This window comes from Belnapia moabensis DSM 16746 (assembly GCF_000745835.1).
Classification (GTDB): domain Bacteria; phylum Pseudomonadota; class Alphaproteobacteria; order Acetobacterales; family Acetobacteraceae; genus Belnapia; species Belnapia moabensis.
Genome location: NZ_JQKB01000008.1, coordinates 123,911 through 137,064 on the forward strand (window position 1 = coordinate 123,911; position 13,154 = coordinate 137,064).

A 13,154-nucleotide genomic window follows, 5' to 3' on the forward strand; every position below is an offset into this window, starting at 1 on the left:
CGCCACACCAACCCTGCGCGCCGGCGGCCAGATCCTCACGAGGCTTCCCCCATGGCCAAGCCCGAACTGGGCCTCAAGCGTGTCTGCGTCGCCTGCGGCACGAAATTCTACGACCTCACCCGAGCACCCGCCATCTGCCCGAAATGCGGCACGGAGCAGCCGGCCGAGCAGCCGCGCCTGCGCCGTGCCGCGGGCAGCCTGCCGGTGGACGACAAGCTGAAGAAGCGCGCCGCCGTGCCCGACGCCGAGGCGGATGATGTCGAGCTGGAGGATGTCGAGGCCGATGAGACGGTCGAGGACGCCGAGGAGCTCGACGACGAGGCCGATGCGATCGGCGAGGAGATCGAGGTCGAAGGCGATCGCGACGAGGAAGGCTGACCCCGGCGCGGGCGGCGCGCCATGACGGCGCCGCCGCCCGCCCTTCTGCTGACCCGGCTGATGCTGCGGGATTTCCGCAGCTACCCGGCGCTGACCGTCGCCTTCCGGTCCCGCATCGTCGCCGTCTCCGGGGAGAACGGTGTCGGCAAGACCAACCTGCTGGAAGCCATCAGCCTGCTCGGCCCTGGACGCGGGCTGCGCGGGGCCCGCATGGCCGATTGCGCCCGGCAGGCGGGGGAGGGGCCGCGCCCCTGGGCCGTCGCCGGGCGGTTCGACAGCGCGGCCTACCAGGACTTCGACATCGGCACCGGCACGCCGGAGGGCGGGCCGATCGAGCGCCGGACCTTCCGCCTCGACGGTGCGCCCGTGCGCAGCCAGGCGGAACTGGCGGAGCGGGTGGCGCTGGTCTGGCTCACCCCGCAGATGGACCGGCTGTTCCAGGACGGTGCAGGCGACCGGCGGCGCTTCCTCGACCGGCTGGTCTGGGCGCTGGAGCCGCACCATGCCCGCGAGGTTGCCGCCTATGAGAACGCCATGGCCCAGCGCAACCGCCTGCTGGCCCAGGAGCGGCGCGAGGGCAGGGGGGTGGACCCGGCCTGGCTCGCGGCGCTGGAGGATGCCATGGCGCGGCACGGCGTCGCCGCGGCGGCCGCACGGCGGGGGCTGGTCGGGCGGCTGAACGGGGTGCTGCTCGGCGGCATCACCGGCGATTTCCCGGCGGCACGGCTAGACCTGCAATGCGCCGCCGCCGCCGCGCTGGACGAGGCGCCGGCGCTGGCGGTGGAGGACGGGCTGCGCGAGGGCTGGGCGGCCAGCCGAGGGCGGGATGCCGCCGCCGGGGCGACGCTGGAAGGTCCCCATCGGGCCGACCTGCTCTTTACCCATGCGCCGAAGGGGCTGCCGGCCGCGCTCTGCTCCACCGGCGAGCAGAAGGCCCTGCTGATCGCCGTGGTGCTGGCCCATGCCAGGCTGATCGCCGATGCCCGCGGCTTCGCCCCCCTGCTGCTGCTGGACGAGGTGGCGGCCCATCTGGATGCCCGCCGGCGGGAGGCGCTGTTCGAGGCGCTGGCGGCCCTGCCGGCCCAGGCCTTCCTTACCGGCACGGATGCGGGCATTTTCACTTCCCTGCGCGGCACCGCCGAGGGCTTCCGAGCCCTGCCCGGTGCACTCGTTCCGGATGGCGATTTACCCGTGTCCTGACGCCTGGGACTCCCTATATAGAGTGTCGTCCCCATAGCGTTGACCCGAGGAGCTTGCCGCCGGCATGACCGAAGACGCCGCGCGCGCCGAATCCACCCCGACCGAAGCGTCGGGCGCCGATTACAACAGCGCATCCATCACCGTCCTGAAGGGCCTCGAGGCCGTCCGCAAGCGGCCGGGCATGTATATCGGCGACACCGATGACGGCTCGGGCCTGCACCACATGGCCTTCGAGATCATCGACAACGCCGTCGACGAGGCGCAGGCCGGCTACGCCACCCGCGTCGAGGTCACGCTGAACGGCGACGGCAGTGTCACCGTGCGCGACGACGGGCGCGGCATCCCGGTCGACATGCATGAGGAGGAGGGGGTCTCCGCCGCCGAGGTGGTGCTGACCCGCCTCCATGCCGGCGGCAAGTTCAACCAGAACTCCTACAAGGTCTCCGGCGGCCTGCACGGCGTCGGCGCCGCGGTGGTCAACGCCCTGTCCGAATGGATGGAGGTGAAGATTTGGCGCAACGGGATCGAGCATTTCATCCGCTTCGAGCATGGCGATACGACCGAGCCGCTGCGTATCATCGGCGCCTCGCCGGAGCGCACCGGCACCGAGGTGACCTTCAAGCCGTCGAGCGGGACCTTCACCAAGGTCGAGTACGACTTCGCCGTGCTGGAGCGGCGGCTGCGGGAGCTGGCCTTCCTCAACTCCGGCCTCGCCATCGCCCTGAAGGACGACCGGCACGTCCCGGCGCAGGAGATCTTCTTCCAGTTCCGCGGCGGCCTCACCGCCTTCGTTGAATGGCTCGACCAGGGCAAGGAGCCGCTGTTCCGCCCGCCGATCGCCGCCATCAGCAAGGAGAGCGAGGGCATCCGCGTCGAGCTGGCGATGTGGTGGAACAACTCGCCGCGCGAGCTGGCGCTCTGCTTCACCAACAATATCCCGCAGCGCGACGGCGGCACGCACCAGGCGGGCTTCCGCCAGGCGCTGACGCGGGTGGTGATGAAGTATGCCGAGGAGCTGGCGAAGAAGGAGAAGGTCGAGCTCATCGGCGACGACATGCGGGAGGGGCTGACCGCCGTCATCTCGGTGAAGGTGCCCGACCCGAAATTTTCGTCCCAGACCAAGGACAAGCTGGTCTCCTCCGAGGTCCAGCCGGTGGTGCAGGTGGCGGTCGCCGACGCGCTCTCCCACTGGTTCGAGACGCATCCGAAGGAGGCGAAGCTCGTCCTCGACCAGGTCGTGCTCTCGGCCGCGGCGCGCAAGGCGGCGCAGCTGGCGCGCGACAAGGTCGGGCGGAAGAACGCGCTCGAATTCAGCACCCTGCCGGGCAAGCTGGCGGATTGCCAGGAGCGCGACCCGAGCAAGTGCGAGCTCTTCCTCGTCGAGGGCGACAGCGCGGGCGGCTCGGCCAAGCAGGGGCGCAACCGCGCCTACCAGGCGATCCTGCCGCTCAAGGGCAAGATCCTCAACGTCGAGCGGGCGCGGATGGACAAGATGCTGTCCTCCGCCGAGATCGGCACGCTCATCACCGCGCTCGGTACCGGCATCGGCCCGGGCGAGCCGGCGAAGGGCGGGTTCGATCCGGACAAGCTGCGCTACCACCGCATCGTCATCATGACGGACGCCGACGTGGACGGCAGCCACATCCGCACCCTGCTGCTCACCTTCTTCTTCCGGCAAATGCCGCAGTTGCTGGAGCGCGGGCATCTCTACATCGCCCAGCCGCCGCTCTACCGGGCCAAGCGCGGCAATGACGAGCGCTACCTGAAGGACGATCGCGCGCTCGAGGACTACCTGCTCGAGAAGGCGCTGAACGGCGCCACGCTGCGTCTGTCCGACGGCCGGGAGCTTGCCGGGCCGGAACTGCGGGCCGAGATGGAGGTGCTGCGCCAGGTGGCGAGCCGCGTCCGCCGCCTCGCCTCGCAGGTGCCGACCGAGATTGTCGAGCAGGCCGCCGTCGCCGGGGCGCTGACGCTGGAGCCGGAGCGGGCGCTGGCCGCCGCGCAGGTGTTGGCGGCACGGCTCGATGGGATGGCCAACCCGAACGAGCGCGGCTGGAAGGCGACGGCGGATGCGGATGGCCTCATCCTCTCCCGCATCGTCCGCGGCGTGACCGAACGGCATGTGCTGAACCCGGCCGCGCTCCGCAGCGCCGAGGCGCGGTGGCTGGACGAGCGGCGCGAGACTCTCACCCGCGAGTTCGGCGGCGAGGCGGTGCTGCAGCTCGACAGCACGAGCGCTGCGGTGCAGGGGCCGGTCATGGCCTTCGACCGCATCCTGCTGCAGGGGCGCAAGGGACTGACGATCCAGCGCTTCAAGGGTCTGGGCGAGATGAACCCCGAGCAGCTCTGGAAGACGACGCTCGATCCTTCGGTCCGCACGCTGCTGCGGGTGAAGGTCGACAGCGTGGAGGAGGCGGAGAAGGCCTTCTCGACGCTGATGGGCGATGTCGTCGAGCCGCGGCGCGAGTTCATCGTCGACAACGCGCTGAAGGTGGCCAACCTGGACGTGTAGCTCCGGCGCGGCCACTTGAAGGCGTATTCCCTCCGCCTTACGATTTCGACATATGGCATGGAGGTGCGGCTTGGACCGCGGCGCAGGCAGGACGGGGCTGACGAGGGGCCGGGCGATGATCGCCCGGCTTCTGGCGTTGGCTGTCCTGCTTGCATCCTTGCTGGTGCCGGTTTTCGCCGAGGCTTCGCCCTCGGCCGGGCCCGCCACGCTGGTCTTGGCTCCGATGGACCAGGACGGCATGCCGGACGCGCCGTCCCGCCCGCACGGCATCCTCCATGCGGGGCCTCACTGCGCCTGCCAGCCGGCTGACCGCCTGGCGCCGCCGCAGACCGTCGGGCGGCGGCGGCTGGCCATTACCCTGGACCGGCCGGTGCCCCTTGCCGACCGCGCCCGCGCCTCCCACGAGGCGGAGCCACCCGCGCGCCCACCCAGAGCCTGACGGAAGCAGAGCCGCCGCGGCCGCCCTGCCCTGTAAGACCAGGGCAGGCGACCTGACTCGAATTCCGTCTGCCTCACGGGTGTCATGCTGATCCGAATCCCGTCCCGCGTTCCGTTCGCCCTGCTGGGGGCGGTCCTGCTCGCCACGAGTCTCGTGTTTCCTGTGGGCGCCGAGCCACCGCCCCGCCGCCACCCGGCCCAGGCACGGCCCGTCGCGGCACCCGCGCCGGATCAGCTCGCTCGCCTGCTGGTGACTTCCCCCGAGCAGGCGGTAGGCCTCGCCCTGGCGCGTGCCCCCATCCTGCGCAGCGCCGAGGCAGGGCCGCAGGCCGCGCGGGGCGACCGCGTCACCGCCGGGCTGCGGCCCAATCCGGATGCTGGCTTCAATGCCGAGAATATCGGCGGCAGCGGGTCCTATGGCGGCCTTTCGTCCTTGCAGGCCACCTACTCGCTGTCCCAGCGCATCGAGACCGGCGGCAAGCGGCAGGCCCGCATCGCGGCGGCGGACCGGGCCGTGGCGCTGACCGGCCTCGATGTCGAGGCCCTGCGCCTCGACTTGGCGCGTGAGGTCGTCCGCGCTTTGGCCGAGGTGGTGGCCAGTGGCCGTGCGGTGGAGATCGCCCGCGAGCGGGTGCGGCTGGCGGATGAGGTGCTGCGCGCAACACGCGGCCGGGTCGAGGCCGGGCGGGAGGCCTTTCCGCAGCAGCGCCGGGCCGAGGTGGCGCGGGAGACCGCCGCGGTCTTCCTCGAACGCTCGGAGCGGGAGGCGGCGGTCGCGCTCCGCGCCCTCTCGGTGCTCCTGGCGACGCCTGCGATCGAGGTCATGCCCGCCCGGTCGGCCTGGTTCGACGACCCCGGCCCGCGCCCCGACCCTGCCAGGGCGCCCACCGCGCCGCCGGACCAGCTCGACCGCGCCAGGCTCGACGCGCTGATCGAGCAGCGCCGCGCCGAGCTCGACCTGCAGCGGCGCAACGCCGTGCCGGATGTCACGCTCGGCGCCGGCGTCCGCCGCTTCCGCGAGGCGGGCGGGGACACCGCCTTCGTGCTCGGTCTCAGCGTGCCGCTGCCGGTCTTCGACCGGAACCAGGGCAACATCCTGCGCGCCGGGGCCGAGCTGAACCGGGCCGAGGCCGAGGCGGAGCGCGGGAGACTCTATCTCGATGCCGCCCTGGGCGATGCCGAGCGCCGCCTGGACCAGTCCTGGCGGGCCGCCGACTCGCTTCGCCGCATCGTCCTGCCTGCGGCGGAGGAGGCTGCAGCCGGGGCGCGGGAGGGCTATGCGGCGGGCAAATTCTCGCTGCTCGAGGTGCTCGACGCCCAGCGTGCACTCTCCGATGCGCGCGAGCAGCGCAACGCCGCCCTGCTCGAGGTGCAGCAGCTGCGCGCCGACATCGCCCGGCTCCGCGGCCGTGCCCTCGCCACGGCAGGGAGGCCGTGACCATGAAATCCGCTCTCGGATTCCTTGCCGGTGCCGCCCTGGCGCTCGGCGCCGCGACGCTGGCGCCCGGCCTGCCTGCCGGCCTGCGCGCGGGCCTCGGCCTTGCCCCGCCGCATGCGAGAGGAGACCACGACCATGACCATGCAGCGCGGGTGTCGCATGACGATGAGGCCCCCGAGGGAACCCTCCGCATGACCCAGGAAGAAGCCGCCGCCGCCGGGATCGCGCTGGCGGAGGCCGGCCCCGGCATCGTCGCGCGCCGCGTCTCCCTGCCCGGCACGGTCGCCGCGAATGCCGATCGCCTGGCCCATGTCCCTGCCCGCGTGACCGGCATCGTCACCGCCCTGCACCGCCGCCTCGGCGACACGGTGGCGGCAGGCGAGGTGCTGTCGGTGGTCGAGAGCGCCGAGATCGCCATCGCCAAGGGCGACTACCTCGCCGCGTTGCGCACCACCGAGCTCGCCCGCCTCACCCATGAGCGCGAGCAGCGGCTATGGCAGCGCCGCATCTCTGCCGAGCAGGACTTCCTGAAGGCACGGACCGACTGGCAGGAGGCGCAGATCCGCCTCGATCTCGCTCGCCAGAAGCTCGCCGCCATCGGCCTCAGCGAGGCCGAGATCGAGGCCTTGCCGCGCCAGCCGATCGAGGCGCTGCGGCGCCAGGAGGTGCGGGCGCCGATTGCCGGGCGGATCACCTCCCGCCCCCGGATGCTTGGCGACGCGGTCTCGGCCGAGGCGGAGGTCTATACGCTCGCTGACCTCTCCACCGTCTGGGTGGAGCTGGCGGTGCCGCCGGCCGACCTCGCCTTCGTCGCGGACGGGATGCCGGTGCGCATCCGGGGCGAGGCGCGCGGCGAGGGCCGTATCGTCTTCCTCAGCCCGGTGCTCGACCCGGAGACGCGCTCCGCCCGTGCCGTGGTCGAGCTGCCGAACCCGGAGGGCGTCTTCCGCCCGGGCGGCTTCGTCACCGCTGAGGTCGCCGCCGCCCGCACTTCCGTGCCGGTGCTGGTGCCGCGTGGCGCGGTGCAGGAGATCGGCGGCGAGAGTGTCGTCTTCCTGCGCACGCCCGAAGGCTTCGCGCGGCGCGAGGTGGTGCTCGGCCGCGGCGATCAGGAGGGTGTCGAGGTCGTCTCCGGCCTCGATCCTGGCGAGCGCTACGCCGCCGCGGGCAGCTTCATCCTCAAGGCCGAGCTCGGCAAGGCCGAAGCCGGGCACGAGCACTAGCCATGATCGCACGCATCCTCGAAGCCTCGGTCCGCCAGCGCTGGCTGGTGGTGCTGCTGGTCGCCTCCGCCGCCGGGTTCGGCCTGCGCTCGCTGCAGTCGCTGCCGATCGACGCGGTGCCCGACATCACCAACAACCAGGTGCAGGTCAACACCCTGGCGCCTGCGCTGTCGCCCTACGAGGTCGAGAAGCAGGTGACGGTGCCGCTCGAGACCGCGCTGGCCGGCATCCGTGGCCTCGCCTCCACCCGCTCGCTGTCGCGCAACGGCTTCAGCCAGATCGTGGCGGTCTTCCTCGACGAGGTGGACATCTACTACGCCCGCCAGCAGGTGCTGGAGCGGCTGGCCGAGGCGCGCGAGCTGCTGCCGGTGGGCGCCGAGCCGCGACTGGGGCCGATCTCGACCGGCCTCGGCGAAGTCACGATGTGGACGCTCGACTGGGCGCCGCGCGCGCCCGGCGACACGGCGCGCGACGGCCGCCCCGGCTGGCAGGCCGATGGCAGCTACCTCACGCCCGAGGGCCAGCGCCTGGCAACGGCGATCGAGCGGGACGCCTATCTGCGCACGCTGCAGGACTGGGTCATCCGCCCGCAGCTGCGCAACGTGGCGGGCGTCGCCGGCGTCGATGCCATCGGCGGCCTGGTGAAGCAGTACCATGTCGAGCCCGATCCGGCGCGGCTGATCGGCCTCGGTCTCTCCTTCGCCGCGGTGGCGGAGGCGCTGGAACGCAACAACCAGAGCCGCGGCGCCGGCTATATCGAGCGCGGCGGCGAGGGCTATGTCGTCCGCTCCGGCGGCCGGCTCGAAACATTAGAAGACATCCGCAACGTCGTCGTGACGACGCGGGAGGGCGTGCCCGTGCGCATCCGCGACATCGCCCGCGTCGAGGTCGGGCGCGAGCTGCGCACCGGCAGCGCCAGCGCGAACGGGGCCGAGGCGGTGGTCGGCACGGCGCTGATGCTGATCGGAGAGAACAGCCGCACCGTCGCCGCGGCGGTGGAGGCGAAGCTCGGCGGGATCGCCCGCACGCTGCCGCCCGGCATCCGGCTGCGCACCGTGCTCGACCGGACCGAGCTGGTCGATGCCACCATCCGCACCGTGGCGCGCAACCTCGCCGAGGGAGCGCTGCTCGTCGTCGTCGTGCTCTTCCTGATGCTCGGCAACCTGCGCGCGGCGGTGGTGACGGCGCTGGTCATCCCGGCGACGATGCTGCTGACCGCGACGGGGATGCTGGAAGGCGGCCTCAGCGCCAACCTGATGAGCCTCGGCGCGCTCGACTTCGGCCTGATCGTCGACGGCGCCGTCATCATCACCGAGAACAGCCTGCGTCACCTCGCCGCGCGGCAGCACGCGCTGGGGCGACTGCTGCTGCTGCCCGAGCGGCTGGAGGCGGTGGCCGCCGCGGCGCGCGAGATGATCCGGCCCTCGGTCTTCGGCCAGGCCATCATCATCCTCGTCTACCTGCCGCTGCTCAGCTTCGAGGGGGTGGAGGGCAAGATGTTCGCGCCCATGGCGCTGACCGTGATCATCGCGCTCGCCATGGCCTTCGTCCTGTCGCTGACCTTCGTCCCCGCCATGGTCGCCCTGGCGGTCACGGGACGGGTGGAGGAGAAGGACAACCCGCTCCTGCGCGCGCTCGGGCGCATCTATGCCCCGGCGCTGGACCTCGCCCTGCGGCGGCCGCTGCCGGTCGCCGGCGGCGCGGCGATGCTCTTCCTCGGCGCGCTGCTGCTCGGCACGCGGCTCGGCTCGGAATTCATCCCGCAGCTCGACGAGGGGAACATCGCCATGCAGGCGATGCGCATCCCCTCCACCTCGCTCACCCAGTCGCAGGCGATGCAGCTCGGGGTCGAGGCCGCGGTGTCGCGCTTCCCCGAGGTCGCGGTGGTCTTCTCGAAGACCGGCACGGCGGAGGTGGCGACTGACCCGATGCCGCCCAACATCTCCGACACCTTCATCATCCTGAAGCCGCGCGACCAATGGCCCGATCCGTCGCTGCCGAAGGCGGAGCTGGTGCGCCGCATCGGGGCGGCGGTACGGCGCCTGCCGGGCAACAATTACGAGTTCTCCCAGCCCATCCAGATGCGCTTCAACGAGCTGTTGGCTGGCACCCGCGGCGACCTCGCCGTCAAGGTCTTCGGCGAGGAGGCGCCGCCGATGCTGGCGGCGGCCGAGCGGGTCGCCGGCATCCTCCGTGGCGTCGCTGGCGCCGAAGATGTGCGGGTGGAGCAGGCGACGGGCCTGCCTTTCCTCGAGATCACCGTGGACAAGGCCGAGATCGCCCGGCGCGGCCTCGGCCTCGACGCGGTGCAGGAGGTGATCGGCACGGCGATCGGCGGGCGCGAGGCGGGCTGGATCTTCGAGGGGGATCGCCGCTTCGCCATCATGGTGCGGGTGGAGGAGGCGGTGCGGAGCGACTTCGAGGCGCTGCGCAACCTGCCGGTGGCGCTGCCCGGCGAGGCGCGCGCGAGCATCCCGCTCCGCAGCCTCGCCGCCTTCCGCCTGACCGAGGGGCCGAACCAGGTCAGCCGCGAGAACGGCCGGCGCCGCATCGTCGTCACCGCCAACATCCGCGGCCGCGACATCGCCTTCGTCGTCGCCGAGGCACGGGCGCGGGTGGAGGCGGAGCTGCGCCTGCCCGCCGGCTCCTGGCTCACTTGGGGCGGGCAGTTCGAGAATTTGGAGGCGGCGCGACAGCGGCTGCTGGTGGTGGTGCCGGCGGTATTCTTCCTGGTCTTCCTGCTGCTCTACGCCGCTCTCGGCTCGCCGCGCGACGCGCTGCTGGTGTTCAGCGCCGTGCCCCTGGCGCTGACCGGCGGCATCGCCCTGCTCTGGCTTCGGGACATGCCGCTCTCGGTCTCGGCGGCGGTCGGCTTCATCGCCCTCTCCGGCGTCGCGGTGCTGAACGGCCTAGTCATGCTGAACCACATCCGGCAGCTGCGCGCCGAGGGCCTCGGGCGGGAGGCGGCGATCCGCCAGGGGGCGATGGACCGGCTGCGGCCGGTGGCGATGACCGCGCTCGTCGCCTCGCTCGGCTTCGTGCCGATGGCGCTCGCCACCGGGGCCGGCGCGGAGGTGCAGAAGCCGATCGCCACCGTGGTCATCGGCGGCCTCGTCACCGCCACCCTGCTGACGCTGATGGTGCTGCCCGCGCTCTATGCGCGCTTTGGCAGCGCCGATCCGCCTGTGGCAGAGGCCGGAGCCGAAGGCCCGACGGGGGAGCCAAGCCCGCGACGGCGGGTGCCGGACTTGGCTCGCATCGGTTAAGCGCACCGACCGTGGCGGCGGCGCGATGGACCGCCGTTACCCCATTCGCTATGTTCCGCTGGATATGACGGATCGGGAGACCCGCATGCGCCGCCGCCTCGCCCTGCTCGGCAGCCTCGCTCTCGCCGGCACGGCCCGCGCGCAGGCGCCGGTGACCGTCTTCGCCGCCGCCAGCCTGACCGATGCGCTCCGCGCCCTCGCCTCGGAATGGCAGGCGCGCAGCTATCCGGCGCCGCGTCTCTCCTTCGCCGCTTCCTCGGCCCTGGCCCGGCAGATCGAGCAGGGGGCGCCGGCCGACCTCTTCATGAGCGCCGATGAGCGCTGGGCCGATTACCTGCAACAGCGCGGCCTGCTGGCGGAGAGGACACGCAGCAGCCCAATCGGCAACGCCCTGGTCCTCATCGCCCCGGCCGGTGCCGCCCGCCCGGTGACGCTGACGCGGGAGACCGACCTCGCTGCCCTGCTCGGCCCCAACGGCCGCATCGCCACCGGCGACCCGGCGCATGTGCCAGTCGGCCGCTATGCCGAGGCCGCGCTGACCTGGATGGGGCAATGGGGGGCGATCGCGCCGCGCCTCGCCCGCGCCGACAATGTCCGCTCCGCCCTGCTGCTGGTCGAGCGCGGCGAGGCGCCCTACGGCATCGTCTACGCGACCGATGCCGCGGCTGGCAGCGGCGTCCGCGTCGTCGGCACCTTCCCGGCGGCGAGCCACCCGCCGATTACCTATCCCTTCGCCTTGACCCGCCGGGCCGAGGGCCATGCGGAGGCCCGCGCCCTGCTCGGCTTCCTGGCCGGGCCGGAAGCGGCGCCGGCCTGGCAGCGCTTCGGCTTCTCGCTCGCGCGCTGACGGAGGTTTTTTCGCCGGGCGCCCAGGCGGAAGGCGCTACACTCGGCGGCATGACCGCCGAGGGCTCCTCCAACACTGCCAGGGATACCGGCCTGCTCAGCCTGCGGATCGACCTGCCGCAGGGTCGCGTCGGCCCCGGTAAGATCGACCTGCTCGAGGCGATCGACCGCGAGGGCTCCATCTCCGCCGCCGGCCGCGCTCTGGGGATGAGCTACAAGCGCGCCTGGGACCTGGTCGATGCGCTGAACCGGCTGCTCGGCCAAGCGGCGGTGGAGGCGAGTTCCGGTGGCCATCGCGGCGGCGGCGCGAGGCTGACCGAGGCTGGCCGCAGCCTTGTCGCCGACTACCGCGCCATCGAGCGGGCTGCCCAGCGCGCCGCGGAGCCTCGCCTTGCCGCGCTCCTGCTCCGAACGAAGGAGCCTCATACGGCGACGGAGTAGCGTGCCGCCGCCGCCCCGGCATGGACGTCGAAGCAGGCTGCCACCTGCCGCACGAAGCGGCGCCCGAGCGGCGTCACCTCCAGCCGTCCCGGCCCGCGCCGTACCAGCCCTTCACCTTCCAACTCCACCAGCCGCGGCAGGGCATCGCGGATCACCGCGGCCGCCTCCGGCCGGTCGAGGTCGAGGTCGAGGGCGAAGTCGCACATCAGCCGCTCGATCAGGTTGCCGCGCAGCCGGTCCTCCACCGTCACTGCGAGGCCGTGGGCGACGGGCAGGTGCCCGGCCGCCACCGCCTCGGCATAGCGCCGCTCGTCGACCAGGTTCTGCGCGAAGCCGCCCGGCAACGAGCCAATGGCCGAGGCGCCGAGCCCGAGCAGCACCGGCGCCGCATCCGTCGTGTAGCCCTGGAAGTTGCGGCGCAGCCGCCCCTCCGCCGCGGCGATGGCCAGCGGGTCCTCCGGACGGGCGAAATGATCGAGGCCGAGTGCGACATAGCCGGCCGCCACCAGCTCCCGTTCCGCCCGCTCGGCCTGGGCCATCCGTGCCGCGGCGCCAGGCAGCAGGGCGGCGTCGATCGCTCGCTGATGCGGCCGGGCGCTGGGCAGATGCGCATAGCCGAAGACCGCCAGCCGGTCGGCGCCGAGCCCGGCGGCGAAGCGCGCGCTGGCCGCCACATGATCCTCGGTCTGGCCCGGCAGCCCGTACATCAGGTCGATGTTGACCCCGGCGATGCCCGCCGCGCGCAGCATCCGCGCCGCCTCGGCGACCTGCTCCACCGGCTGTGGCCGCCCGATGCGCCGCTGGATCTCCAGGTCGATGTCCTGCACGCCGAGGCTCGCCCGGGTGAAGCCGAGCTCCCCCAGCGTCCCGGCGAGCGGCGCGTCGAACAGCCGGGGGGCCAGCTCGATCGCCAGCTCCGCCCCCGGCCGCAGGCCGAAGCGCTCCCGCAGCAGGCCGACCAGCGCCCGCAGCCCCTCCGGCCCGAGGATCGAAGGCGTGCCGCCGCCGAGATGCAGATGGGCGATGCCGCCATGCGCCGGCAGCGCCTCGGCGAGTTGCCCCGCCTCAGCCAGCAGCGCACCAAGATAGGCCTCGATCCGAGCCGCCGAGCGCGTCGGCCTCGTGTGGCAGGCGCAGTACCAACAGAGATCGCGGCAGAAGGGCACATGCACGTAGAGCGAGAGCGAATCGCCCGGGCTGACCTGTTCGGTCAGCCAGCGGCGATAGGTTGCTTCCTCCAGCGGCCCGAATTGTGCGGCCGTCGGGTAGCTGGTGTAGCGGGGCACCCGCGCCTCGGCGAGCAGCAGGCGGGAGGGCAGGGCGGTATCGGTCATGCCGGCAGGCTGCGCCCGCTCGGTGCGGGTGTCCTTGCGCCGGCGCAAACCGGCAGGACCCGCCTCTGGTCTTAACCG

General features: G+C 72.6%; 10 protein-coding genes. 9 read left to right on the forward strand and 1 reads right to left on the reverse strand.

The features are described from left to right. Positions 1-51 precede the first annotated feature (51 nt). The 9 genes from EP26_RS07525 (at position 52) to EP26_RS07565 (ending at position 11,742) form a co-directional block, all read left to right on the forward strand. Positions 52-378: a TIGR02300 family protein gene (locus EP26_RS07525; RefSeq protein WP_043337514.1), complete on the forward strand. Its 327-nt coding sequence runs from the start codon at positions 52-54 to the stop codon at positions 376-378. Positions 379-399: 21 nt separating this feature from the next. Further along, positions 400-1,578 carry a DNA replication/repair protein RecF gene (gene recF, locus EP26_RS07530; RefSeq protein ID WP_043337515.1) on the forward strand — a complete coding sequence of 393 codons (1,179 nt, stop codon included), beginning with the start codon at positions 400-402 and terminating at the stop codon, positions 1,576-1,578. Positions 1,579-1,642: 64 nt separating this feature from the next. Further along, the gene (gene gyrB, locus EP26_RS07535) at positions 1,643-4,090 is read left to right on the forward strand and encodes a DNA topoisomerase (ATP-hydrolyzing) subunit B (protein WP_043337516.1); all 2,448 of its coding nucleotides are present in this window, start codon (positions 1,643-1,645) and stop codon (positions 4,088-4,090) included. A 115-nt stretch (positions 4,091-4,205) separates the two neighbouring features. After that, entirely contained in the window at positions 4,206-4,529 is a 324-nt protein-coding gene (locus EP26_RS07540; RefSeq protein ID WP_211259395.1) for a hypothetical protein, read from the forward strand. 84 nt (positions 4,530-4,613) lie between these two features. Then, positions 4,614-5,966: a TolC family protein gene (locus EP26_RS07545; RefSeq protein ID WP_052388919.1), complete on the forward strand. Its 1,353-nt coding sequence runs from the start codon at positions 4,614-4,616 to the stop codon at positions 5,964-5,966. Positions 5,967-5,968: 2 nt separating this feature from the next. Further along, the gene (locus tag EP26_RS07550; protein WP_043337518.1) at positions 5,969-7,189 is read left to right on the forward strand and encodes an efflux RND transporter periplasmic adaptor subunit; all 1,221 of its coding nucleotides are present in this window, start codon (positions 5,969-5,971) and stop codon (positions 7,187-7,189) included. A gap of 2 nt (positions 7,190-7,191) precedes the next feature. Continuing rightward, positions 7,192-10,455 carry an efflux RND transporter permease subunit gene (locus EP26_RS07555; RefSeq protein ID WP_043337519.1) on the forward strand — a complete coding sequence of 1,088 codons (3,264 nt, stop codon included), beginning with the start codon at positions 7,192-7,194 and terminating at the stop codon, positions 10,453-10,455. 85 nt (positions 10,456-10,540) lie between these two features. Next, the gene (gene modA, locus EP26_RS07560; RefSeq protein WP_043337586.1) at positions 10,541-11,302 is read left to right on the forward strand and encodes a molybdate ABC transporter substrate-binding protein; all 762 of its coding nucleotides are present in this window, start codon (positions 10,541-10,543) and stop codon (positions 11,300-11,302) included. A 50-nt stretch (positions 11,303-11,352) separates the two neighbouring features. Then, positions 11,353-11,742, forward strand: a complete 390-nt coding sequence (locus EP26_RS07565; protein WP_052388920.1) for a winged helix-turn-helix domain-containing protein — start codon at positions 11,353-11,355, stop codon at positions 11,740-11,742. Here EP26_RS07565 and hemN read toward each other — a convergent pair. Then, positions 11,724-13,076 (reverse strand): oxygen-independent coproporphyrinogen III oxidase, encoded by a 1,353-nt coding sequence (gene hemN, locus EP26_RS07570; protein ID WP_043337590.1) that lies wholly within the window; start codon positions 13,074-13,076, stop codon positions 11,724-11,726. The two genes, EP26_RS07565 and hemN, sit on opposite strands and share 19 nt — an antisense overlap. Between the last annotated feature and the right edge of the window lie 78 nt (positions 13,077-13,154).